At 56.9% G+C, this 23,415-nt stretch carries 22 protein-coding genes; 9 read left to right on the forward strand and 13 right to left on the reverse strand.

Annotation, left to right across the window (positions count from 1 at the left end):
* Positions 1-4 precede the first annotated feature (4 nt).
* Positions 5-1,069, forward strand: coding sequence for an S-methyl-5-thioribose-1-phosphate isomerase (gene mtnA, locus GT019_RS19765; protein WP_161744913.1), 1,065 nt, complete (start codon positions 5-7; stop codon positions 1,067-1,069).
* A 130-nt stretch (positions 1,070-1,199) separates the two neighbouring features.
* Here mtnA and GT019_RS19770 read toward each other — a convergent pair whose 3' ends face one another.
* Complete coding sequence (locus GT019_RS19770; protein ID WP_161744914.1) at positions 1,200-1,934, reverse strand: suppressor of fused domain protein; 735 nt, start codon at positions 1,932-1,934, stop codon at positions 1,200-1,202.
* A gap of 186 nt (positions 1,935-2,120) precedes the next feature.
* Complete coding sequence (locus tag GT019_RS19775) at positions 2,121-2,426, reverse strand: YunC family protein (RefSeq protein WP_161744915.1); 306 nt, start codon at positions 2,424-2,426, stop codon at positions 2,121-2,123.
* Positions 2,427-2,620: 194 nt separating this feature from the next.
* On the opposite strand from GT019_RS19775, the gene GT019_RS19780 reads away from it, so the two are divergent.
* A complete protein-coding gene (locus GT019_RS19780; protein ID WP_161744916.1) occupies positions 2,621-3,082 on the forward strand; it encodes a hypothetical protein in 462 nt (153 codons plus the stop codon).
* 132 nt (positions 3,083-3,214) lie between these two features.
* Here the strand turns inward: GT019_RS19780 and GT019_RS19785 are convergent, their stop codons facing one another.
* The gene (locus GT019_RS19785) at positions 3,215-3,604 is read right to left on the reverse strand and encodes a DUF423 domain-containing protein (RefSeq protein WP_161744917.1); all 390 of its coding nucleotides are present in this window, start codon (positions 3,602-3,604) and stop codon (positions 3,215-3,217) included.
* An 83-nt stretch (positions 3,605-3,687) separates the two neighbouring features.
* Between GT019_RS19785 and GT019_RS19790 the strand changes: the two genes are divergently transcribed.
* Together GT019_RS19790 and yhbH are read left to right on the forward strand one after the other, a co-directional pair.
* Entirely contained in the window at positions 3,688-4,146 is a 459-nt protein-coding gene (locus tag GT019_RS19790) for a hypothetical protein (protein WP_161744918.1), read from the forward strand.
* A gap of 175 nt (positions 4,147-4,321) precedes the next feature.
* Positions 4,322-5,479, forward strand: a complete 1,158-nt coding sequence (yhbH, locus tag GT019_RS19795) for a sporulation protein YhbH (RefSeq protein WP_161744919.1) — start codon at positions 4,322-4,324, stop codon at positions 5,477-5,479.
* Positions 5,480-5,564: 85 nt separating this feature from the next.
* Here the strand turns inward: yhbH and GT019_RS19800 are convergent, their stop codons facing one another.
* Positions 5,565-6,806, reverse strand: coding sequence for an MFS transporter (locus GT019_RS19800; RefSeq protein ID WP_161744920.1), 1,242 nt, complete (start codon positions 6,804-6,806; stop codon positions 5,565-5,567).
* A 164-nt stretch (positions 6,807-6,970) separates the two neighbouring features.
* On the opposite strand from GT019_RS19800, the gene GT019_RS19805 reads away from it, so the two are divergent.
* Positions 6,971-8,827, forward strand: a complete 1,857-nt coding sequence (locus tag GT019_RS19805; protein WP_161744921.1) for an LTA synthase family protein — start codon at positions 6,971-6,973, stop codon at positions 8,825-8,827.
* A gap of 103 nt (positions 8,828-8,930) precedes the next feature.
* On the opposite strand, the gene GT019_RS19810 is transcribed toward GT019_RS19805, so the two are convergent.
* Positions 8,931-10,187, reverse strand: a complete 1,257-nt coding sequence (locus GT019_RS19810) for an ATP-binding protein (RefSeq protein ID WP_161744922.1) — start codon at positions 10,185-10,187, stop codon at positions 8,931-8,933.
* Positions 10,188-10,389: 202 nt separating this feature from the next.
* Between GT019_RS19810 and GT019_RS19815 the strand changes: the two genes are divergently transcribed.
* Entirely contained in the window at positions 10,390-11,838 is a 1,449-nt protein-coding gene (locus tag GT019_RS19815) for a SpoVR family protein (RefSeq protein WP_161744923.1), read from the forward strand.
* Positions 11,839-12,132: 294 nt separating this feature from the next.
* On the opposite strand, the gene GT019_RS19820 is transcribed toward GT019_RS19815, so the two are convergent.
* The 5 genes from GT019_RS19820 to GT019_RS19840 form a co-directional block, all read right to left on the reverse strand.
* Positions 12,133-13,017 (reverse strand): transglutaminase family protein, encoded by an 885-nt coding sequence (locus GT019_RS19820; protein WP_161744924.1) that lies wholly within the window; start codon positions 13,015-13,017, stop codon positions 12,133-12,135.
* A complete protein-coding gene (locus GT019_RS19825) occupies positions 13,014-14,012 on the reverse strand; it encodes an alpha-E domain-containing protein (protein WP_161744925.1) in 999 nt (332 codons plus the stop codon). Before GT019_RS19825 ends, GT019_RS19820 begins: the two co-directional genes overlap by 4 nt.
* Positions 14,013-14,037: 25 nt before the next feature.
* The gene (locus GT019_RS19830) at positions 14,038-15,498 is read right to left on the reverse strand and encodes a circularly permuted type 2 ATP-grasp protein (RefSeq protein ID WP_161744926.1); all 1,461 of its coding nucleotides are present in this window, start codon (positions 15,496-15,498) and stop codon (positions 14,038-14,040) included.
* A 198-nt stretch (positions 15,499-15,696) separates the two neighbouring features.
* Positions 15,697-16,074, reverse strand: a complete 378-nt coding sequence (locus GT019_RS19835; protein WP_161744927.1) for a hypothetical protein — start codon at positions 16,072-16,074, stop codon at positions 15,697-15,699.
* 155 nt (positions 16,075-16,229) lie between these two features.
* The gene (locus tag GT019_RS19840; protein WP_161744928.1) at positions 16,230-18,125 is read right to left on the reverse strand and encodes a PrkA family serine protein kinase; all 1,896 of its coding nucleotides are present in this window, start codon (positions 18,123-18,125) and stop codon (positions 16,230-16,232) included.
* Positions 18,126-18,578: 453 nt separating this feature from the next.
* Between GT019_RS19840 and GT019_RS19845 the strand changes: the two genes are divergently transcribed.
* Both GT019_RS19845 and GT019_RS19850 read left to right on the forward strand, forming a co-directional pair.
* A complete protein-coding gene (locus tag GT019_RS19845; protein WP_161744929.1) occupies positions 18,579-19,340 on the forward strand; it encodes a DUF2161 family putative PD-(D/E)XK-type phosphodiesterase in 762 nt (253 codons plus the stop codon).
* A 4-nt stretch (positions 19,341-19,344) separates the two neighbouring features.
* The gene (locus GT019_RS19850) at positions 19,345-19,665 is read left to right on the forward strand and encodes a Rieske (2Fe-2S) protein (protein WP_161744930.1); all 321 of its coding nucleotides are present in this window, start codon (positions 19,345-19,347) and stop codon (positions 19,663-19,665) included.
* Between the two features lie 133 nt (positions 19,666-19,798).
* Here the strand turns inward: GT019_RS19850 and GT019_RS19855 are convergent, their stop codons facing one another.
* The 3 genes from GT019_RS19855 to trmL all read right to left on the reverse strand — a co-directional run bounded on the left by GT019_RS19855 (position 19,799) and on the right by trmL (position 22,319).
* Positions 19,799-20,992 carry an aminotransferase-like domain-containing protein gene (locus GT019_RS19855; protein WP_161744931.1) on the reverse strand — a complete coding sequence of 398 codons (1,194 nt, stop codon included), beginning with the start codon at positions 20,990-20,992 and terminating at the stop codon, positions 19,799-19,801.
* Positions 20,993-21,458: 466 nt separating this feature from the next.
* The gene (locus tag GT019_RS19860; RefSeq protein ID WP_161744932.1) at positions 21,459-21,707 is read right to left on the reverse strand and encodes an AbrB/MazE/SpoVT family DNA-binding domain-containing protein; all 249 of its coding nucleotides are present in this window, start codon (positions 21,705-21,707) and stop codon (positions 21,459-21,461) included.
* Positions 21,708-21,854: 147 nt separating this feature from the next.
* Complete coding sequence (gene trmL / locus GT019_RS19865; protein ID WP_161744933.1) at positions 21,855-22,319, reverse strand: tRNA (uridine(34)/cytosine(34)/5-carboxymethylaminomethyluridine(34)-2'-O)-methyltransferase TrmL; 465 nt, start codon at positions 22,317-22,319, stop codon at positions 21,855-21,857.
* Positions 22,320-22,431: 112 nt separating this feature from the next.
* On the opposite strand from trmL, the gene GT019_RS19870 reads away from it, so the two are divergent.
* Positions 22,432-23,160 (forward strand): response regulator transcription factor, encoded by a 729-nt coding sequence (locus GT019_RS19870; protein WP_161744934.1) that lies wholly within the window; start codon positions 22,432-22,434, stop codon positions 23,158-23,160.
* The last annotated feature ends 255 nt before the right edge of the window (positions 23,161-23,415 follow it).

A 23,415-nucleotide genomic window follows, 5' to 3' on the forward strand; every position in this document is an offset into this window, starting at 1 on the left:
CATCATGGAATCTACCGCTTATCAAGGCTTGCAATCCGTCATCTGGTCAGGCTCGCATCTGGATCTGCTCGACCAGCGTCTGCTGCCGGAAGAGATCGTCTACCTGTCGCTCGTCTCCGCGCAGGATGTCTGGGAGGCGATTCGCCACCTTAAAGTCCGCGGGGCGCCGGCCATCGGCATCGCCGCCGCTTACGGCGTCGTGCTGGGCAGCCGAGACGCAGCCGGCGAGAAGTCGGCGTGGCTCCAAGCGGCGCGCGACGCGGCCGCCCATCTCGCGACATCGCGGCCGACCGCCGTCAATCTGTTCTGGGCGCTCGACCGGATGACGGCCCGCGCGGAGACGCTCGCCGCATCCGATCTTGACCTGGCGGGCAGCAAGGAAGCGCTGCTCCAAGAAGCGATCGCCATTCAAAGCGAAGACGAAGCGACGAACCGCCTCATCGGCGAGCATGCGCTGACGCTCTTCCAGGACGGCATGGGCGTGCTGACGCACTGCAACGCGGGCGGACTGGCAACGGCGAAATACGGCACGGCGCTCGCGCCGTTCTATCTCGCGCTGGAACAAGGGATCAGTCTCCGCGTATTCGCCGACGAGACCCGTCCCGTCCTGCAAGGCGCGCGGTTGACCGCGTTCGAGCTGCAGCAGGCCGGCGTCGACGTGACGCTCATCTGCGACAACATGGCCGGGATGGTCATGAGCAAAGGCTGGATCGACGCCGTCATCGTCGGAACGGACCGCGTCGCGGCCAACGGCGACGTCGCGAACAAGATCGGCACGTACAGCGTCGCCGTGCTCGCCAAAGCGCATAACATCCCGTTCTACGTGGCTTGTCCCTTGTCGACGATCGACTTGAACACGCCGTCCGGCGCCGAGATTCCGATCGAGGAGCGCAGCCCGGAGGAGATTACGGAAGGCTTCGGCAAGCGCACGGCACCGGCAGGCGTAAAGGTGTACAACCCCGCCTTCGACGTGACGCCGAACGAATACGTGACCGCGATCATTACGGAGAAAGGCATCATTCGCCCTCCGTTCGACGTAAATCTCAAAGCGCTGTTCGCCGATTTATAAACGGCGTGCAGCACCCGCACGAACAAGGCAGCCCGCGCATGAATCCCTGCGCCGTGCTGCCTTTTCGCTTTCCGGCCCGATTGAACGCCGTTTGATCGATTTGCGTCCGGATCGACTTAATTCCCGACCGTCACCAAAACTTCCAGGACGGTTTCTTGCCTACGTTGGCGCGGGTCTCGTGGATGAGCTGGCTGACCCCGCCTTGCTCGAGTTTCTCGATGAGCGCGTCGAAGCCGCGATCCAACTTAACCTGCATTTCTTCTTCGTACAACGGCACGATGGCGTAGAAACGGATCAAACGTTCCTCGTCCATCCGCAGCGTCTGGAACTCCGAAGCCGCATCGAGCGGCGGAAGCAGCACGAATCCGTTTTGCTTCGTTCGGGCGGACAGCCGCTTCGCGGGGTTCCCGTTCGGCATCGTATGGGAGATCGCGAGCCAACTGCCGTATTCATGAGGAAACCTCGCCAGCTTCTTCAGCCAGAAGACCGGCCAATAATGGTCCATGTTCTGAAAGGCCTCCTGCGAAATAGGCCAAGACGCCGGCAGGAACACCATCAACTCCGCGTACCGATAATCCGGCAATGGTTCCGGCGCATTCATCGGCTTGTAGCTCATGCCCGTCGTGAACAACGTGTGATAGTTCCGTCCCGGCGACGGTTTGATCCAGTGCACGTCCACATGCACGAGATCGGAAATGATCTCGTGAAACACGGCCTCCACCTCGCCGTAGTGACTTTCCACGTGCGACTGGATTTTCTCCATCCAGCCTTCTTCGCCGAAGTCCGGCGCTTCCCACTCCCGTTCCCGCAGCTCGTACTTGTAGACCGGTTGGCCCGAGGCCGTGTATTCCGTTGGCTTTACCATATGTATTCCCCCGCTTTCCAGGCTGGCCGATGCGAGCCTAATCGAACAATTTGACAGAACCTGTCGAATCTCCTTGTTCGTCCCAAGTAAAATCCTGACAAAAAAAACCCCTCCAGCGCTGCCGCACCGAACGTCCGGAAAAGAACGTCGCGGCCGACCGTTGCAGGAGGGCTCGAACATCGCTATCTATACCATCAAGAGAAGGGCGTCCGCCCCTTTCATGCCTACCGTAATGCCAAGCGCTTCGGCCGTTCCCGTCACCGATTCGAGGGGAGCCGCCATCAATTCCTCCAGCGTCCTCACGCCGACCGCACGGCCGGCGATAATGCCCCGGTCCTTCAACCGTTCGTTCAGCAGCGCGACGTCGAGCGCGCCGCACATGATATAGCCTTTATCCGTCGCGACGGCCAACAGCGTCGTCTTCGGCAGAAGCACTTCCACGCCGAGAGCCGTACTGCCGTCCGCAAGCGAAATCGGCACCATTCGCATCATCCGAGCCACCTCCTCCCGCGCTTGCCGCTCCAGCATTCCCTTCGGGAAATCGCTTCTTCACTATATGCTGCGCCGCGCCGCGGAGTGTTGGCGGATATACCGGTTAACAAAGACATAAAGAAGCAATGGGACTACTTAAATTAGGGCTTTGGTGGTATGATGAATTTACCTAAAGAACTAATTGGAGCCGGAAAATGAACCCCAAACACAAAAGCGAAAAACAGTCAGACGCCCATTTGTTTAACGTAGACCTGCTCGTCGAAAGCGGATCCGCCGCCGAGGCTCTGGAGCTGCTGCTCCGCCTGCTGAATAAAGCCGGATTCGCCGATTACCGAATCAAATCGGGGGTGGAGCTGGGCAGGTTGATCGAAACGCTGGAAGCGCAGGCCGAGCCCAGGGCGATCCCCGTCGAGCTCCCTTCGCCTCGACAGCAGGCGGATACGGAACCTGCCCCATCCGTCACGGACCGCATCAAAGGCTTTATCGCGAACAACACCTTGATTCGCATTACGGTCAACAAAGGCTTCGGCATCCGGCTGAGCATTCCGTGCCGCCTCATTAACTTGGACGAGTCGACCCAAATCTTGACGGTATACCATGTGGACGAGAAACAAGTCTATACGTTCAGCCTGAACGAAATCGACGATTTCACTTAACCTCGGCGAGCCCCCCTTAGACTATCCTCAAACTAAAACGAGCCCCTCCCGCCTTCGTAATCGGCGCGGAGCGGCTCGTTTGTCGTGCATGCGCAGCGGCGGTTCACGTAGAAGAACCGACATGCACGGCCCTTAATCGCTGCTGCTTTTGGCTTTCCAGATGGAATAGGCGGCGAGCCCCCACGCTACGATGAACGCGAGACCGCCGAACGGAGTAATGATGCCGATCCACTTCACGTCGGACAAGCTTAGCGCGTACAGGCTTCCCGAGAACAGGAAGATTCCCAGGTGCATCAGGCGGGCGGCCCATCGGATCCGTTGGTCGTTTTTGCCGATGCGATCGGCGGCCAAGGCGATAAGCAGCAATCCGATGGCGTGAAACATATGGTAGCGGACGCCCGTCTCGAATACGTTCAGCATTTCCTCGGTCAATCTGTCCTTCAGCCCGTGGGCGCCGAATGCGCCCAGCGCAACGGCCAGCAGCGCATGAATCGCGCCGTACGCCCCGTATTTGTTAAACATCTTCCTTCCTTCATCCTTTCCAATGTCTGTCAAATGAGTTAGAATATACGATATCGAACGACCGCATAGAGGAGTGGATCTCCGTGAGTGAGCAAGAACCGAATCGGTACGATTACCCGCCCGGCGGCGATGCATCCTTCCCGACTCCCGATGATCCGCCGAAGAAAACCCAATCCAAATTGGGCATCGCTTCGTTCGTTATCGGACTCGTCGGCCTGGTCGTTGCCGTCGTCGCCATTATCGTGACGACTTCATTTATTATGGACCAGATCGGGAACGAGGGCAACTACGAGACCTTCCTGTCGGAGCTCGAAAACGGGAACGGCGATCTCGGCGATCTGATGCCGATCGTCACGGCGGGCCTGCTGATGCTGCTCTCCTCCGCCTGCTGCCTCGTCGGGCTGATTCTGGGCATCGTCGGCGCCTGCGCCAAAGGCAAGCACAAAGCGTTCCCCGTCATCGGCATCGTCGTGAACGCGCTGCTGCCCGTCGGGTTTATCGCCCTCTTCATGCTTGGGCTTGCGATGGGCGGAACCGCATAGCGAACAAACGCAAGGAGGGACTGCGGGCGACCGCCGTCCCTCCTTTTGTCATGCCCGCACGCCGCTTCCGGAATTGCGCCGGGGACCGCATGCGGGCATATTGCCTCACATATCGAGCCGCGACGTGAATACAATGAATAACAACAAGCTCAATCGGTTTGGGAGGTGTCTACGCATGGCAGATAATAATGGAACGCTGTATACCGTGTCGCGCGAGGATTGGTCGCTGCACCGGAAAGGGCATCAGGATCAAGCCAGACACCAGCAGAAAGTCCGCGAGGCGATCAAGCAAAATTTGCCGGACCTCGTCTCCGAGGAAAATATTATCATGTCGGACGGCAAGCAGGTCATCAAAGTGCCGATCCGCAGCTTGGATGAATTCCGCTTCGTCTATAATTTCAACAAAAACAAGCATGTCGGCCAAGGCGACGGCGACAGCCAGGTCGGGGACGTGCTCGGCGTCGATCCCGCTTCGCAGAAGGGCGGCAAGGGCGAGAACGCCGGCGATCAGCCCGGCGACGATATCGTCGAAGCCGAGATCAGCCTCGCGGAGCTCGAAACGATGCTGTTCGAGGAGCTGGAGCTGCCCTTCCTGAAGCAAAAGGACCGCGACCAGCTGGAAACGAAGGAAATCCGGTTCAACGACATCCGCAAGAAGGGCATCATGTCGAACATCGACAAGAAGCGGACCATCCTCGAGAATCTGAAGCGCAACGCGACAAGCGGCGCGCCCGGCATTCACGACATCTCGCCGGACGATCTTCGCTATAAGACCTGGGAGGAAATCGTAAAGCCGCAATCCAATGCCGTCATCCTGGCGATGATGGACACGAGCGGCAGCATGGGGAGCTTCGAGAAATACGTTGCCCGCAGCTTCTTCTTCTGGATGACCCGCTTCCTCCGCCATCAATACGAGCACGTGGAAATCGTCTTCATCGCGCATCATACCGAAGCGAAGGAAGTGACCGAGGAAGAATTCTTCACCCGCGGCGAAAGCGGCGGCACGATCTGTTCCTCCGCCTACATCAAGGCCATCGATATCATCGACAACCGCTTCCCGCCTTCCATGTACAACATCTACCCGTTCCATTTCTCCGACGGCGACAACCTGACGAGCGACAACGAGCGCTGCGTCAAGCTGATCGGCGAGCTGCTGAAACGGGCCAACTTGTTCGGCTACGGCGAGGTCAACCAATACAACCGTTCGAGCACGTTGATGTCCGCCTACAAGCACATCAATTTGCCGAACTTCATGCACTATGTCATCAAGGAAAAAGGCGAGGTGTACAACGCGCTGAAATCCTTCTTCCGCAAACGGGAGCTTGCCGTATAAAGGGAACGCGCATCAAGGCATTACGCCAATCATAAAAAGCCTCCGCGGCGCCTGGGACGTACCCCGGCAGCCGCGGAGGCTTCTTTTATCCGCCCAATCGCCTCGACGTTCCCCTCGATCCGAGTTTCCCGCCGTTATAGACGATGAACGTCGCGAGTCCGGCAAGTCCAAAGCAGCCGGCGCCGGACAACAGATACGACAACGGTACCGCGTCGGACAAGTACGTGCTGAGCAGCGGGCCGACCGTGCCCCGGACGCCGAAGAGCATGAAATGCAATCCGACGACGACCGCTTCCCGCCCCGGCGCGAGCCGGAACATATAGGCGAGGAAGCCGATGTCCCATATCGCGTCGCCGATTCCTTGGATGCCGCTTCCGATCAGTACCGCGCCGTAATTGCCGAGCAGCGCGTAACAGAACGGCACGATGCTGAAGGCCGCCAGCCCGAATGCGACCGTGTGCTTCGCGGACAGCTTGTCGATGACGCGGCCGCATACGTAATAGGACGAGAGCAAGCAGACGAAGTACGTCGCGCGGGCGATGCCGATCTGCGTATTGGAGAGCTCGAGCCGGTCGACCTGCATGATATTGTACAGCGGCACCGCCACGAGATTGCCGAAGCCGGTGAACGTGCAGGCCAGGAAGAAGACGGCGATCTCCTTGTTTTGCTTGACGAGCTGCAGCTGCTCGCCGAGATTGAACCGCTTGGCTCCGAGCAGCTTCGGCGGCGCGGCTTTCCGCGCCTTGACGCGCGAGAATACGAGAATGGACAGCACGCCGGTCGCCGCGGCGAACAGCAGCGGCCCCGTCGGCCCCGTCGCGTCGGTCCATTTGCCGATGACGAACGCCACGGGAACCATCAGTCCGCCCATGAAGACCCGGGTGTTGCCCATCAGCTTGCCCCGATGCTCCGGCGGGTACATGCGAATGACGAGCGCGGCGTAGCCGGGCGATTGGATGCCCATCAGCATCTGGAAGCAAAGCGCGGCGGCGACATAGACGAGCGGCACGCCGAAGAGCGCCGGCAGCACGATCAGCGCCCGCGCGACGAGGTTCGGGACGACGACGTACGGCTTCGGATCCGACCGTTCGATGATAGCGGCCCATAGCGGCGAGAACAGCAGCCCGACCGCCGGCGCGGCCGAAATAATGCCGACCTGCAGATTGGACGCTCCCTGCTGAATGGCCATCGGAAGATAAAACTGGTTGAACACGACATTAAAGAAGCTGAATAATACGGAAGCGCCTACATCGATACGGAAATTATGCCACGCTCGAGGCCCGAGGCTCAGCTTGACGGAATCCAGCTTTGTTTTGAATGCGATCATGACGGTCGGCAATCCTCTCCGGGTAACAGTTCGTTTCAGACCCAGTATACCATGGGATGACGCCAGTATTTCGCTTCATTGCCATTTTGACAAATCCTTATGATTGGGAGCATAATGAACGTTATGAGAATTGCAGTACGCGTTTTGAAAGGAAGGATATTTTCATGCCCGCATGGTCATTCCGACGGTTGTTCGAGGTCAAGCCGTTCATCTTTTTTACCATCCTATTGGTCATTAAAAGCATGCTTGCTTACTTCGTTATTTTCGACGGGGGTCCGTCGTGGACGCTGCTCGTAACCGAAATGCCGTTCTTCTGGCTGCTGTTCTGCCTGATCGAATGGTTTGCGTCGAAGCGTAAGCTCGTTTACTACGTAACGGTAAACCTGCTCGTGACCGCGATTTTCTTCGCCGTCATCATGTATTACAAGTATTTCGGCATTATCGTCACGTATCACGCGCTCGAGCAGGTCAATCAGGTGACCGCTGTGAAGAGCAGCGTGTTCTCGCTTCTCGATCCCTATTATTTGTTTATCTTCCTGGATATTATCGTGTTCTTCTACCTGCTGCTGCGGCGCAAGCACGCCGTCAACTGGAAACGGCTCAGCCAGCTGCCGATCAACCGCGCGATCGTTTCCGTCGTCTTCATCGTCTCGCTGGCGCTCTGCCTCTTCAATATTTTGCCGAACCGGGCGAGCATGAACGAGATCGTGAAAGCCGAAGATATGGGCATCCTCAATTATGAGCTGTACACGCTCTTCTCCGATCCGAAGCAGCCGACGGTGCCGATGAGCGAGATTACGCAGGCCGCCATCGATGAGCAGAAAGGCATCCAAGAGCCGGCTTCGCCGAAATATTGGCAGGCAGCGAAAGGCAAGAATCTGATCATCGTGCAAATGGAAGCGTTCCAAAATTTTCTGATCGGCTTGAAGATCGACGGGCAGGAAGTAACCCCGAACATGAACAAGCTGGCCAAGGAGCATATTTATTTCTCGAACTTCTACCAGCAGGTCGGACAAGGCAACACCTCCGACGCCGAGTTCGTCGTGAATACGTCCTTCTATACGCCGCCCACTGGAGCCGCTTCCGTCGTCTATACCGATCGGGCGCTGCCGAGCCTGCCCAAACTGCTGCAGGCGAGCGGCTACCAGACCGCGACGTTCCATACGAATTTCGTGGAATTCTGGAACCGGTCCGACTTGTATAAAGCCATCGGGTTCGAAAAGTATTACGACCAGAACTTCTTCGGCCAAGACGACACGGTCTTCTTCGGTCCGTCCGACGAAGTGCTGTACCAGAAGACGGCCGAAAAGCTGGACGAGATGCAGAAAGCCGGACCTTTCTACTCGCAGCTGATCACCATGTCGTCCCACCATCCGTTCACGATTCCGGAGCGAAAATACAAGATCAAGCTGCCGGCCCGCTACGACGGGACGTTCGTCGGCGATTATATTCGCGCGCAGAACTACGCCGATTATTCGCTGGGGCTGTTCATCGACGATCTGAAGAAACGCGGCATCTGGGATAACAGCGTCTTCGTCATCTACGGCGACCATCTCGGTCTCCCGATCTACTCGCTGAACAGCGACGAGAAGAAGCTGATGAAAGAAATTTACGGCCGCGAATACGGGAATACGGACATGATCAACATTCCGCTCATCATTTCTTCGCCCGGCGTCGCGACGCCGATGGAGCTCAAGCAAACCGGCGGCCAATCCGATATTATGCCGACCGTCGCGAACCTCCTCGGCATTTCGCTGCAGGACCATATTCACTTCGGACAGGACCTGCTCAACCAACCGTCGAATATTTTGCCCGAACGTTATTACTTGCCTTCGGGTTCGCTGATTACGGATACCGAGATGTTCGTTCCGGGCACCTCGTTCAAGGACGGGACCAACCATCCGCTGCACGGCAATGCGCAGTCGGCCGTGCCGACGACCGAGGATCAGTATAATCGGGCGCTCAAGCTGCTTCAGCTATCGGACAGCTACGTCACCCAATTGCCGCCGGTGAATCCCTGACAAGACTTGAACCGAATCAAAAAATCCCCTTGCCGGATGCGGCTCGGGGATTTTTTGATATGGTGATTACGCAGCAACCGCCCCCGCGTCAGAGAACGCCCGTTCAGACATTGCAGATGCGGTAACGAATCTCGCATACCGTGCCCTGCCCGCGCTTGCTGTTGAACGCGATTTGGCCGCCCATGACGTTGATGAGGCTGACGACGACCATCAACCCGAGACCGGTCCCCTTCTCTTTCGTCGTGAAGAACGGCGTGCCGATCCGCTTCAGCTGCAGCTTGTTCATGCCTACGCCGGTATCCGCGATCGTAATGCATACTTGACCGTCGTCCACCTTCGTCTTGACGGTCAGCGTTCCTCCGCCGGGCATCGCTTCGATCGCGTTTTTCATAATGTTCAGGAGACACTGCTGGAATTTCTTCGGCTCACCCAAGATAAAGATCGGAACCTCGCGATCATGCTTGATCCGGATCTCGACCCCGGCCATGACGGCCATGGACGAAATCCACGGCACCAGCGCTTCGATCTCCGCTTTGACGTCGAGCGGCCTCGCTTCCTCCACCGTCGGCTTGGCGTAGTTCAAATAATCCGTAATGATGGAGGTCGCGTGATCGATCCCCTCCATCGCGTGTTTCCGATAGCGTTCCAACGTCTCCGGATTGATGCTCGGCTTGCCCATCATTTGCAGAAACCCGCTCGTCATCGTCAGCGGATTGCGCACCTCGTGGGAGATCGAAGCGGCAAGCTGGCCGATCATTTGGTATTTCTCCGCGTTATACAGCTCCTCTTGCAAATTCTCCTGGTTTCTCACCCGGTAATAGGTCACGATCACGAGCGCGGCCGACGGGAACGCGCCCAGCAGGATCGTAACGATCGTCGCCGGATTGACGGCCGCTCCGCGCAAGCCGGCAACGGCAATGTATAGCACTTCATAGATCGCGATGTACGCCAGTCCGTTCAACATGATGAATCCCAGCGTGCTTCGCCGCAAGCAGCGGTAGTGGAAGGTCAGCCCGAGCAGCAGAAGCACGCTATTGCCGGACAGGTTGGCCGCCCAGTCCGTGCCGACAAGCGCAATGCCGAAACCGACGAATGCCCCCCATGTAGCGATTCCCGCCAGCCCTCCCTCGAACAACGACGCGAGCAGGATGGAGAGCGGCGTCAAGTGAAGCGCGAACACCCAAGGATCAATGGTTTCGATGCATAGATAACAGGCGGAGAACACCGCGAGAACCGCCAAATACAGCAGCTTTCGTTGAAGAGAGGTTGCGGCGGCTTTCGGGATGGCGATAAAGAAAAGCAGACCGGAACCTAATATGTAGAGCAAATCGTGAAATTCGTCAATGAAAATAGAGGACATGAGCGTAGAATCCGACTCCCCGACTGGCAACGTATCCGCTTTCAATGCGATAATTGCCTAATTTTACCTACTAACTATACCATAGGCCGCGGCGGGGAGACCAAACAATTTTGGCGCTTTCCCGGGCACGGGACATATCGTTCCGAGGCTGCCCATAGATATAGCTATGGAACACAATTCGCGTTGCGAGGGGGAAGCGAGCTTGCACCAGGATGAGGTCAAAGCGCTCGAACGAGCCATAGACGAAATAACCGAAATCGCGCAAGGATTCGGTCTGGATTTCTACCCGATGCGGTACGAGATTTGTCCGGCGGACATTATTTATACCTTCGGTGCCTACGGCATGCCGACGCGGTTCAGCCATTGGAGCTTCGGCAAGACGTTTAATAAAATGAAAATGCAGTACGATTTCGGGCTCAGCAAAATTTACGAGCTCGTCATCAACTCCAATCCGTGCTATGCCTTCCTGCTGGACGGCAACTCGCTCATTCAAAATAAGCTCATCGTCGCCCACGTCTTGGCCCACTGCGACTTTTTCAAAAACAACGCCCGCTTCAGCATGACGAACCGCAATATGGTCGAGAGCATGTCGGCGACCGCGGAGCGGGTCAGCCAGTACGAGATGGAACACGGCACCGAGGCGGTGGAGAAATTCATCGACGCCGTGCTCGCCATTCAGGAGCATGTCGATACGACGATCATCCGGCCGTACAAGCTGGATAAAGCCCAGTACATCGAGCTGCTGAACAAGCAGAATAAGACCGAGAAGCCAAAGCATGTCTCCCAATACGACGACCTGTGGGGTCTCGACGAGGATGAGCAGCAGGCGGATGCCGAGGCAGCCGCGAAGGCGACCGCGGACACGAAGAAATTCCCGCCCCAACCGGAGAAGGACCTCATCTGGTTCATCGAGGAGTACTCTCCGAATCTGCAGGACTGGCAGCGCGACATCATGTCCATGCTGCGCGACGAGATGCTGTACTTCTGGCCGCAGATCGAGACCAAGATCATGAACGAAGGCTGGGCTTCGTACTGGCATCAGCGCATCATCCGGGAGCTGGATCTCACGAGCGAGGAGACCATCGAATTCGCCCATCTTAATTCGTCGGTCGTCCAGCCGTCGCGGCACTCCCTCAATCCGTACTACTTGGGCTTGAAGATCTTCGAGGATATCGAGCGCCGCTGGGATCATCCGACCAAGGAAGAACAGGACCGGTTCGGCCGCAAGCCCGGGCTCGGACGGGAGAAAATGTTCGAGGTGCGGGAGTTCGACTCCGATATCTCCTTCCTGCGCAATTACTTGACGAAGAAGCTCGTCGGCGACCTCGATCTGTACGTCTTCGAGAAGAAAGGCGCGGAATGGAAGATCACCGACAAGGCGTGGGAATCCGTCCGAGACCAGCTCGTCGTCTCGCGCGTCAACGGCGGCTTCCCTACCCTCGTCGTCGTCGACGGCGACTTCAACCGCGTCGGGGAACTGTTCCTCTTCCACAAATACGAAGGCGTCGAGCTGGATTTGAAATACGTCGAGAAGACGCTCCCTCACGTCGTGCAGCTGTGGGGCAAATCGGTTCATCTGGAAACGGTCGTCGAGGACAAACGGATCGTATTCAGCTGCGACGGGAAGAAGACGAGCCGGAAGTTTATTTGAGGCCGACCGCAACCTATCGAACGCAAGAACGCCCGCCAAGGCTGCTGCTTGGGCGGGCGTTCTTGTTCATGTTCGGATCGAATAGTGCGGCAATCTCGACAAGCCGTGCGGGTCGCTACAGTCGCTCCTATGACGTCTTCCCCATCCATCCGTTTTTCAACCGTCATGTAGGCGCTGCAGGTCATAGTCTGGCATTAAACTTCCAAACAAAGCAAAGACGCCCCTGCCGGCATTCTTCATGCCGGGAAGGGCGTCCTGCCGCCAGGGCTTGTCCGAGTCGGACAATGCCTGCGGTCAATCATCGACCCGCTTCACGTCGACCGTCACTTCCAAGTCGGCTTCGCTTGTCCCCATATAGACGCCCTTGACCGGGACGATATCCTTGTAGTCTCTGCCGTGGCCTAGCTTCACGTAACGCTCCCCGACCAAGGCATCGTTCGTCGGATCGAATCCGCACCAGCCGAGTCCTGGCACGTACGCCTCGATCCAGGCATGGGACGCTTGCTCGAAGTCCGCGCTTCCGCCCTGCAGGTCGCCGACGAAATGATAGCCGCTCACGTATCTCGCCGGAACGCCCTTCGACCGGCAGGAGGCGATCATGAGGTGGGCGAAATCCTGGCAAACCCCGCGGCGCTTGCGAAGCAGGTCGCCGGCGATCGTATGCACGTTCGTCGCGCCCGTGTCATAGATGAATTCGCTCCGGATTTTATTCGACAAGGCCAGGAGCCACCCGTACACGCCAGGGCGCTCTCCTCCGGGCGAACTTTGAATCGCGGCATTCGCGAACGCGGCAACCTCGGGCGTAATCCCCGTATAGTCGGTGGGGAGCAAGTACTCCGCGAACCGGTTAGCCGACTTGTCGCTCGCCAACCATTCCCAGGCTTCCTTGGGCGGCATCCCTTCCTTGCCGAGCGGCGGCTTGATCGCTTCACGGGTAACCACCGTCATCTGCGTGCGGATCGTCAGTTTGCGATGCTGCCCGTTGACCGAGAACACATGCACGCGATTGCCGAAGTAATCGTCATAGCTGAACAGCGACGCATTGGGCTCGACGGATATCGAGTGCGTGTAACAGGACTGCTGCTCGTTCGTAAACGGCGTCAGACGCAGCTCATTGACACTGTCCGTGACCGCATCCTTGTACGCGTATTGCGTCGTGTGCGAGATGTGCAGCTTCATGCGCTGACCTCCCCGATGCGAAAAAAGGTGAGCGCGAACGCCGCGCCAAGCTGGCCGGCCGCCTGCAGCAAATGACCGGTGACCGCGCCTTCGCGGTCCAGCTGCAGATCTTCCCGTTCCAGGCAAGCCAGCTCCGCCTTCAGCTTCACGACCTGGCGGATGATCCGGTCATGCGCGGCGCGCAGCTGCTTCTCCTGCAGCTCGATCCCGCGCAAATTCTCGTCCAGCGCCTGCAGCGAGAAATGCACGGACCGCGGGAAGGACTCGTTCAGGATGAGAAATTCGGTAATCGCCTCCGCTGATACCCCGTCCGCATAGTGGCGGCGGAAAGCCTGATACCCGCTTACGGAGCGCAGCACCGCCTGCAGATAGGGATAAAGCCCGCTGCCGTCGACTTCTTCCGGTCCCGCAGTGGACTTCGCGGCGACCGCGGACTGCATGATCCGAAGCGTATTCTCCGTGCGCTCCAGGTAACGTCCGCATTCGATGAAATGCCACTCGTTCTCGCGCGGCATGACGGACTGCATGATGCCGTGGAACATCGCCGTCCATTCCTTGATCCGTCCGAAAAACTGATGCGGGGATTCCCGGGTCAAGTCCCCGGCCTGCTTCTCCCGAAGCCACAAGTAAAATCCGTTCGCGACGTCCCACAGCTCGCTCGGCAGCTTCTCTCTCAGCGTTCTGACGTTATCCCGGGCATGATTGATGCAGGTAACGAGCGAATTCGCGTTATCGCGGTCGAGCGTGATGTAGTGCACGACATCCTGCTCGTTATAAACGCCGTATTGCTGCTCGTAAGCCGCGCGGCTGCCGAGCGCGTCGACGATCCGCCCCCATTTGCACAAGGCCTGCGGTTGGCCCTCCTCGTCGCGAAGGGACGATTGGTTATCTTCGGACTGCAGGTGAAAATGAACATCGATCAGCCGCGCGTGATTCTCCGCGCGCTCCATATACCGGCCAATCCAAAACAAAGCTTCCGCATTCCGGTTGAGCATCGTTCATCCCTCCGATCATTTTTCGTTAACGACTGAGCACCCATGTATCCTTCACGCCGCCGCCCTGCGAGGAGTTCACGACGAGCGAGCCCTCCTGAAGCGCGACGCGCGTCAAGCCGCCGGGAATGACATGCATCTGGGCGCCGCCCATCAGCACGAACACCCGCAGGTCGATATGCCGCGGCTGCATCGTTCCGCCAAGCATCACCGGCGCCCGCGACAGCTTCATCGTCGTCTGGGCGATATAGCGGCTCGGATCGCGGCGAATCGCGTCCGCGAAGGCGTGGATCTCCTTCTGCGAAGCCGCGGGACCGATCAGCATGCCGTATCCGCCGGAGAGGGACGTCTCCTTCACGACGAGCTGGTCCAGATGCTCCAGGGCGAATTCGCGGTCCTCCTTGCGCGAGAGCACGTACGTCGGCACATTATGCAGGATCGGCTCTTCGTTCAAATAATAGCGAATCATTTCCGGCACGTACGCATAAATTGCTTTATCGTCCGCGACGCCGGTTCCCGGGGCATTGGCAATGGCGATATTTCCCGCGCGATACGCGTTCATCAATCCCGGCACGCCGAGCAGCGAATCGGACTGGAACGCGAGCGGGTCCAAATAATCGTCGTCCAGGCGCCGATAAATAACATCGACTTGACGCAATCCGCTTAAGTCCCGCAAATAGATTTTGTGGTCCTTGTAGACCAAATCCCGTCCTTCCACCAAGTGAATGCCCATTTGCTGCGCAAGGAAAGCATGCTCGAAATAAGCGGAGTTGTAAGCTCCCGGGGTGAGGAGCACGATAAGCGGATTGCGTTTCCCGGATGGAGCCAGACTGCGGAGCGAACCGAGGAAAACATTCAAGCTGCGTTCGATATCGGCTACGGCGCTCGACAAGTACAATTCGGAGAACAGCTCGGTCATCAAGCTTCTCCCTTTGTACAGGTAGGAAAATCCGGACGGCGTCCGCAGATTGTCCTCGAGCACGAAATAACGGCCTTTTTCGTCTCTAATTAAATCTATGCCCGACGTCGTCATATAGACGTTCTGCGGCACGTGAAGCCCGGCCATCTCCGGCCGGAAATATTTGTTCCCGATAATCATCGCCCGCGGAATGATGCCGTCGTGAACGATCGCTTGCTCGTGGTAAATATCGCGAAGAAAGGCATTGAGCGCTTGCACGCGCTGCTTCATGCCTCGCTCGACGTGCTCCCATTCATGCTTGGGGATGATCCGGGGAATATAGTCGAAAGGGATGGTTCTTTCCAAAGGCTCGCTCTGATTCTGGGCATACAGGGTAAACGTAATCCCTTCCTCCAGCATGCGCTGCTGGATCGCGGCATGCCTGGCTGCGAGCTCCGACGGTTTCATGCGGGCGAACGTTCGATGGACGCCTTCGTAATGCGCGCGTACGGCCAGCTCCTTATCGAACATTTCATCGTAAAACGATTGTGAATCGTAAGAATGGAATTGCGATTGCATCGCCATCGACATGATTACCGCCTCCAAAACCATCTGTTGTCAATATTGCGTCAGTTTTCAACAATATTCGAGGTTGTCTTGCCTGAAAAACCTGGATTATTCCTAGTTAAATCATACTCACTCTCGCTATTTATGTCAACTTTGCTTACACAAAAATAGAGACGGTTTTCCCACCTCTTCAGGGAGTACGCCTACCTATTTTATGCTGCGTTACGCGGCCGGATGCGCCGAATACATTCCGCTGCATTCCCGAACATTCATATGCTTCACCTTAGCCGCGTTCGCAACCGAAACCGTGGCATACAGCGCCTCCGCGCCCTCCTTCTCGGGCAGCTCGAAATACACCTTGCGCTGAACGGGGTCGTACCACTCGGCCGCGTCCAGATTCGCGATCGCGTTCCGGTCCAGCCGCTCGAAGCCGTAATCGGCGAAATGCCGGACCAGCTGCTCCATCGTATGCGGATAGCGGTAAACGGCTCCGTCCCTTGCGGTGAACGCCGGGCCGCTCGACGTCGGCGATATCAAGCAAATGTCCGCGATGGCCACCCAAACCGATTCCCCGTTCTCGTTCAGCAGAAACAGTTTCATGTTCAAACACTCCTTCGGCAATATAGGAACTCATGTTCCCATTCTATCACATTCCCTCAGGCAAGGGGAGAACGCTTCGGGCTCATGTCGCCGAATAAATAAAAGCGGCATGCGAATGTCGCATGCCGCGGAATCACTTTCCCTGAGCGCCGCTTCTACCGGTTAAGCAAACTTCCTACGTAACGGAGCAGCTCGTTGGAGCATACCGGGCAATAGCCGTGCTCGTCGATCAGCCGCTTCGATACTTCGTTGATCCGTTTCAGCTGCTTCTCGTCCGGCGTCTTCGTCGACGTCGTGATTTTGACGATATCCTTCAAATCCGTGAACAGCTTCTTCTCGATCGCTTCGCGCAGACGTTCATGGCTGTAATAATCGAACTTTTTGCCTTTGCGCGAATACGACGAGATGCGGATCAGGATCTCTTCCCGGAACGCTTTCTTGGCGTTCTCGGAGACGCCGATCTGTTCCTCGATGGACCGCATGAGGCGCTCGTCGGGATCCATCTCTTCGCCGGTCAGCGGATCCTTGATCTTGGCCCAGTTGCAGTAGGATTCGATGTTGTCGAGGTAGTTCTCGAACAGCGTCCTCGCCGACTCCTCGAAGGAATAGACGAATGCTTTCTGAATCTCCTTCTTCGCCAGGCCGTCGTATTCTTTTCTCGCCACCGAGATGAAGTTCAGGTAACGCTCGCGCTCCTCCTTCGTGATGGAAGGATGCTGATCGAGCCCGTCTTTGAGGGCGCGCAGCACGTCGAGGGCGTTGATGCACTGCAGGTCCTGTTTGATCAGGGCGCTGGATATCCGGTTGATGACATAGCGCGGATCGATGCCGGACATGCCTTCCTCGATGTACTCGCTCTGCATTTCCTTGAGGTCGGCTTCCTTGTAGCCCTCCACTTCCTCGCCGTCGTACATGCGCATCTTCTTGACGAGGTCCATGCCTTGTTTTTTCGTTTCCTTGAGACGGGTCAGGATCGAGAAGATCGCGGCCGACCGCAAGGAATGCGGCGCGATATGGATATGCTTCATGTCGCTTTGGCCGATCAGTTTATTGTAGATTTTCTCTTCCTCGGACACCTTGAGATTGTAAGGAATCGGCATGACGATCATCCGGGACTGAAGCGCCTCGTTCTTCTTGTTGGCGATGAACGATTTGTACTCCGTTTCGTTCGTATGCGCGATGATGAGCTCATCCGCCGAGATCAGCGCGAAGCGGCCGGCCTTGAAGTTGCCTTCCTGCGTCAACGAGAGCAGGTTCCAGAGGAACTTCTCGTCGCATTTGAGCATTTCCTGGAACTCCATCAAGCCGCGGTTCGCTTTGTTGAGCTCGCCGTCGAAACGATACGCGCGCGGATCGGATTCGGATCCGAATTCCGTGATCGTCGAGAAATCGATGCTGCCCGTCAGATCGGCGATGTCCTGCGATTTCGGATCGGACGGACTGAACGTGCCGATGCCGACGCGGTTTTCCTCCGAGATCAGAACGCGCTCGACCTGCACGTTTTCGATTTCGCCGCCGAATTCCGTTTTGAGGCGCATTTGGCAGGAGGGGCACAGATTGCCCTCGATGCGGACGCCAAGCTCCCGCTCGGCTTCCGGACGCAGCTCGTTCGGAATCAGGTGAAGCGGGTCCTCGTGCATCGGGCAGCCTTTGATGGCGTAAACCGAGCCTTTCGCGGTACGCGAGAATTGTTCCAATCCCCGCTTGAGCATCGTCACGATCGTGGATTTCCCGCCGCTGACCGGCCCCATGAGCAGCAATATCCGTTTCCGTACATCGAGCCTCCGCGCGGACGAATGAAAATATTCCTCTACCAGCTTCTCAACGGCACGATCCAAGCCGAATATTTCTTGTTCGAAAAACTTGTATTTCTTGTTTGAACCGTCTTCCACCACCCCAAACGACTCAATCATTTCATAGACACGAGCATGCGCAGTCATGGCTGGAGTTGGATCTTGCTTCAGCATCTCGATGTAATCCTTGAAGGAGCCCTGCCAAGCCAGCTTCTCACTTTCCGCCTTGTACTCCGAAATCCGTTTCAAAATATCCATGCCGTACCTCCTCTCGTCCATCCCGGTGTTACTCATCGCCAGTATCATGCGGGTCGCGGGGGGTTCGTGAATCGGTCCCACCTTCTAAAGCTGCCCGGCATTTTTTATTGAAGTAATACAATCCTATGCGCTTTCTTAAGGGAAGTTGCCCAATAATTTAAACAAGTTTTCTACAAAATCCGCCGCGGAAGCGGGTTCCTTTTACAAAATCGCCACATCCGCAGCGCCTGAAAACAAGGCCGGACTCGGCCCCGAACCTCCCCTGCGCCCAATGAATCCAACGTATGTCCAAGCCTTCCGCGGCCGTGTCGAACGCCAAGAAAAATCGACCGGTTTCCGCGTTCGCGGCCGGAAAAATGTATGACACTTCGTGTAACGCCCGAATGTAGCTGAGGGACATGCCCGAATATGTTATAATCGCCAAAGAATCTCCGCGCGAAAGGGGGACGGGACTTGGCCGTCAAACATGAAACGGAGCTGTACAAGCCGATCAAATCGTATTTCGAAGCGCAGGGCTATGAAGTGAAGAGCGAAATCATGCACTGCGATCTCGTCGCCATCCATCCCGTTACGGAGGATACGATTCTGGTGGAAATGAAGAAAACGTTCAATCTCGCGCTGCTCCTGCAAGGGATCGAGCGGCTGCGGCTGAACGGCAGCGTCATTCTGGCGGTGGAGCGCAACCGCAAGAAAGCCGGCGCCCATAATCAGCGCTTCGGCGATCTGACCGAGCTCTGCCGGATGCTCGGCATCGGATTCATGACCGTGACTTTCTTCAAGACGAAGCCGCCGGTGCTGGAAATGCTTTGCCACCCCGGCGACCCGCCGATGCGCGGACAACGGCGTGCCCGGCAAGCGCGGCTCCTCACCGAGTTTCGCGAGCGAAGCGGCGATTACAACACGGGCGGCAGCAACAACCGCAAGCTTGTAACCGCTTATCGGGAGAAGGCGCTGCGCATCGCTTGGGCGATCAACCGCCACGGCAGCTTATCCCCGAAGGCTGCCGCCGAACAGACGGAGGTCGCGCGAGCCGCGCATTTCCTCCAAAAAGATTATTACGGCTGGTTTCAACGGGTAGAGCGCGGCGTGTACCGGTTGAGGCCCGAGGGCGAAGCAGCCGTGAAGCAGAACGCGGATATACTGGCCGCTTGGCAGCAGAAGCGCGAGGCCGTCAAGCGGACAGCCGAAGACGAACTCATCTATAAAGGAGAATAAAGCGATGAACGAGCCGAATGCGATCAAAATCATCGGCAGCGTAGCCGACTTCGAAACCTTTCCCGCGCAAGTGAAGGTGGACAACCAGCCGCATTATATCGTTGAAGCGCCGCGAAAAGGCGAGGAGCCGCAGCGATATAACCTGATCTCGGCGATCTGCCCGCATGCCGGGGGCATGGTCCGTCCGCATCTGAACGAGCTGATCTGTCCGCTGCATTACTGGTGCTTCGATCTCGCGACCGGCGAATCCACCAATATCCCCGGCGAACAGCTGGACTGCGCGCCGCTTGCTATTCAGGACGGGCAGTTTGTGATCAAAGTCTGAATCGCCGAGCGTAAGTTTCGCGACGAAAAACTGCGAAGCAAAGAACCTCCGGTCTCGCCGCTTACAGGCGGAAGACGGAGGTTCTTTGCTTCGTTCCGTTATTGATGATCGGGACATGGCGCATTGCCCGCAGTCACGTACGGGCGAGAAACTCGTTTATCGCCTCGGCCAAGCGATCGATGCCTTCTTCCAGCCGTTTGCCGGACGCATGCGCGATGCTTAACCGTAATCGATTTCGCGGCGCATCGGAGGCATAGAACGAAATGCCCGGATCGAACGTTACGCCCTTGGCCGACGCGCAGCGAAGCAGTGCCTCCGCATCAAGTCCTTCCGGCAGCGTCAGCCATAGAAACATGCCGCCTATCGGCGCCTCCCAAGCTAAGCCAACCCCGTCGTGCTTTCGGAGCAATGCCTGCAGCTGATTCATTCTTTCCATATAGGACATGCTAATCTTGCGCAGATCGTCTTCGATATCATGATGGAGCAGGAGTTGGAGCAGCGTCTCCTGATCCCGCGCAAATTCGGGTGCCGCCTTCGCCTCCGCTTCGGCTTCGAGCAGCTTGTCGATTAGGGCGGTCCCGGCAACTGCCCATCCCGTCCGCAGCTGCGGCGATAGGGCCGCTGCAAACGTGCTCACGCAGATCACGCCGTTTCCGCCGGTTTCTCGATCCATTGCGTACAATGACGGACGGGAATCGGATTCCTTATACAGAAGATCGCCGTAGGAATCTTCCTCCAGAACGACGATACCATGACGCCGGCTTAATGCCAGCAGCGCTTCGCGGCGCGGCGCGCTCCATGACGTCGATGCCGGGTTTCCCAAGGCGGGCATCGCATGGATCAACTTCGGCCGATGCTCCTCGATAAGCCGCTCCGCTTCGGCAATAAGCATCCCTTCCCGATCGCATGGAGCTTGAAGGATCTCAATGCCGCTCGCTCTCAGCGCCCGCAAGATAGCCGGGTGCGAGGGCGTTTCGACAAGCGCCGAATCTCCCGGCGTCAGCAGCGCTTCGATGATGATTCGTACGGTTCGTTCCGGGTTGGCCGTCAGCAGGATTTCGGACGGCTCCGTTTGGATGCCTTTGCCGGCCATGCGCTTGGCAAGCAGCTCGCGGAGCGCCGGGATACCTTGCGGCGGCAAGGACCGCAGCCTAGCATCCCCGCCGCCCGCCGCCCGTTCGCGCGCCTGTTCGATCACTGCCGGCGATATCCCGCCTTCGGCCGGCAAATCGCCGGCAAACGAAATCGGTTGCCCGGGTAAGGCCAACATCTCCGACAATGATGCTTCGCCGCTTCGCAGCGCACGGCGCGCTAACCGATTCTTCATAGTAAGCCGTCCCTCCCAATCCCAGTTGTCACAGTTTACGCAGCATCAGAAGCAGGTGCTACCCGGCCGCGGCAAAACCGTCACCTATAGCGCCGAATTCTTGGGGGCGCGGCGTTTAAAGCGGCATGCGCCGTGTCGGTTCGGACTTCCTCGCATGGGATTTCGTAACAAGTTGTTCACATCTTCGATCGTTTTCTTTTTGCGGTCCGTTGGGTATAATGAGGGGAGTGCTTGCGAAGCGACAAGCCGTATTACCGGCACCTTAGGGGGTATGAGGCATGACAATTAACTTTCTGATCGTCCTTACCGTCTCCGTATTGTTTCTGATCGCGATGTTGACGGCGTCCTACAACGACGACAAGACCAAGGGCATGTAAGAGCTCGATTTCATTAAAAAGAAGCTTTCAGCGGCTGTGACCAACAGCTGCCGAAAGCTTCTTTTTAATTTGTCCGCGCATTCCTGCGGTTAGCGCCGCAGCTGCGCCATGTCGGACATGCATTTGCCGCACAAGTAACGTTCTTTAAACTCCCGAACATCCTCCAGCACGCCGCAAAAAACGCAGCGCGGGCGGTAGCGCTCCAAGATGATATGATCTCCCTGAACTAATATTTCCACAGGATCGCCCTCGTTCATCTGATATCTCTTTCGAAGGGATTTGGGCAGCACAATGCGCCCGAGTTGGTCCACTTTACGCACAACGCCAGCCGGTTTCACAATTACACATCTCCTGTAGTCGCAATTTGTAAGCTATCATGTGATGACAGTTTTGCATCCTACATAGGTTCGATAGTAACGGATCAATTCCTGCAAATTTTTATATTTGCTTAATATCCTGCAAATTCCGGCCGGAAAATCGCCGGTTTAGTCCAATCCCGGGAACCCCAGCTGACGAAAAGCTTCAAAGACGACGATCGCAACCGAGTTCGACAAGTTAAGAGACCTGACCTTATCTGTCATCGGCACGCGAATGCAGGTGTCCGGGTACGCGTCCAGAATGGACTGCGGCAGCCCTTTCGTCTCTTTGCCGAAAACGAAGAAATCCCCGTCGCGATAACTCTGTTCCGCATAAACCTTGGAGCTTCTGGTGCTGGCGCAGAAGAACCTCGCGTCCGGGAACATCGCCTGCAGCTCTTCGAACGAATCGTGGTAGCGGACGTCCACCGCGTACCAATAATCAAGGCCTGCCCGTTTCAGCGTCTTGTCGTCAGTTCGAAACCCGAGCGGACGCACCAAATGAAGAATCGCCCCGGTCGCGGCGCAGGTACGCGCGATATTGCCCGTATTGGCCGGAATTTCCGGTTCGACGAGCACGATATGAAATGCCATTGCCTGGAAACACCTCACTATATTTTACATAGCTTTTACGCTTGTTTAATCTTTTGTGAAAATTCGACCTTTACAATAGAACTATCATTGCACGAAAAGGAGATCATAAACGATGAAGAAGAAAATATTAATCGTCGATGACGAGCCTTCCATCTCCATGCTGCTGGAATTTAATTTGAAGCTAGCCGGCTACGAAGTCCGCTGCGTCCAAGATGGGGAGGCCGTATTCGACCTCTTGAAGCCGTTTCGTCCCGATCTCATCGTTCTCGATCTCATGCTTCCCAAAATGGATGGCATCCAAGTGTGCCGCGAACTCCGCAAACAAAACAATGCCGTTCCCATCATCATGTTAACCGCCCTGCAAGACGTGACGGACAAAATTGCCGGTCTCGATAACGGCGCTGACGATTATATGACCAAACCCTTCTCTCCGCAGGAGTTGCTCTCCCGGATTCAGGCGATCTTCCGCAGAACCCAGGCTTTGCCCGGCGCGCGCGAGACGGTCGTTCATGAAATCGGACGCATGTCCGTGTTGGCCGAGCAGCGCGAGGTGCAAATCGAAGGAAAGCCGGTCGAGCTGACGCCGAAGGAATTCGAGCTGCTGCTCTTCCTCTGCCGCCACCGCGGCAAAGTGCTTAGCCGCCAACAGCTGCTTCATGGCGTATGGGATTATCACTTCCTGGGCGATACGCGGATCGTCGACGTCCATATCAGCCATCTGCGCGATAAGATCGAGAAGAATGCCCGTACCCCGGAGTATATCATGACCGTCCGCAACGTCGGTTACAAACTCTCCGGACCGGGAAGCGCGACAGGCACAGCCGATTCTTCGCTGGCCTAATCTTCACGCCGTGTTCCAATCAGAAGACCGCCGTCCAATTGAGGACCGGCGGTCTTCTTTTTGTTATTCCCCATTATAAACATGGCTTGGGCTGACCGGAGGGTTGGGATGGAGTCGGAAAAGCGTTAGCGTTCGCCTTTGCAGTTTGATTTCTACCGCTAATCTCTCATCTAATCAAAGGAAATCGAACTGCAACAGCGATTGAAGGCCCATGCCGACCCGCAGGTCAAATTCCCCAACCATGCTTTTTTATGC

It is taken from the genome of Paenibacillus glycinis, from assembly GCF_009909185.1.
Classification (GTDB): domain Bacteria; phylum Bacillota; class Bacilli; order Paenibacillales; family Paenibacillaceae; genus Paenibacillus_Z; species Paenibacillus_Z glycinis.

Coding starts and splice junctions, on each gene's coding strand:
- GT019_RS19800 (WP_161744920.1), bottom strand. CDS start 6,806: ATGATCGCATTCAAAACAAAGCTGGATTCCGTCAAGCTGAGCCTCGGG.
- GT019_RS19770 (WP_161744914.1), bottom strand. CDS start 1,934: ATGGTAAAGCCAACGGAATACACGGCCTCGGGCCAACCGGTCTACAAG.
- GT019_RS19780 (WP_161744916.1), top strand. CDS start 2,621: ATGAACCCCAAACACAAAAGCGAAAAACAGTCAGACGCCCATTTGTTT.
- GT019_RS19855 (WP_161744931.1), bottom strand. CDS start 20,992: ATGAAGAATCGGTTAGCGCGCCGTGCGCTGCGAAGCGGCGAAGCATCA.
- GT019_RS19810 (WP_161744922.1), bottom strand. CDS start 10,187: ATGTCCTCTATTTTCATTGACGAATTTCACGATTTGCTCTACATATTA.
- GT019_RS19825 (WP_161744925.1), bottom strand. CDS start 14,012: ATGCTCAACCGGAATGCGGAAGCTTTGTTTTGGATTGGCCGGTATATG.
- GT019_RS19785 (WP_161744917.1), bottom strand. CDS start 3,604: ATGTTTAACAAATACGGGGCGTACGGCGCGATTCATGCGCTGCTGGCC.
- trmL (WP_161744933.1), bottom strand. CDS start 22,319: ATGGCATTTCATATCGTGCTCGTCGAACCGGAAATTCCGGCCAATACG.
- GT019_RS19850 (WP_161744930.1), top strand. CDS start 19,345: ATGAACGAGCCGAATGCGATCAAAATCATCGGCAGCGTAGCCGACTTC.
- GT019_RS19840 (WP_161744928.1), bottom strand. CDS start 18,125: ATGGATATTTTGAAACGGATTTCGGAGTACAAGGCGGAAAGTGAGAAG.
- yhbH (WP_161744919.1), top strand. CDS start 4,322: ATGGCAGATAATAATGGAACGCTGTATACCGTGTCGCGCGAGGATTGG.
- GT019_RS19775 (WP_161744915.1), bottom strand. CDS start 2,426: ATGATGCGAATGGTGCCGATTTCGCTTGCGGACGGCAGTACGGCTCTC.
- GT019_RS19835 (WP_161744927.1), bottom strand. CDS start 16,074: ATGAAACTGTTTCTGCTGAACGAGAACGGGGAATCGGTTTGGGTGGCC.
- GT019_RS19830 (WP_161744926.1), bottom strand. CDS start 15,498: ATGTCGATGGCGATGCAATCGCAATTCCATTCTTACGATTCACAATCG.
- GT019_RS19870 (WP_161744934.1), top strand. CDS start 22,432: ATGAAGAAGAAAATATTAATCGTCGATGACGAGCCTTCCATCTCCATG.
- GT019_RS19820 (WP_161744924.1), bottom strand. CDS start 13,017: ATGAAGCTGCACATCTCGCACACGACGCAATACGCGTACAAGGATGCG.
- mtnA (WP_161744913.1), top strand. CDS start 5: ATGGAATCTACCGCTTATCAAGGCTTGCAATCCGTCATCTGGTCAGGC.
- GT019_RS19805 (WP_161744921.1), top strand. CDS start 6,971: ATGCCCGCATGGTCATTCCGACGGTTGTTCGAGGTCAAGCCGTTCATC.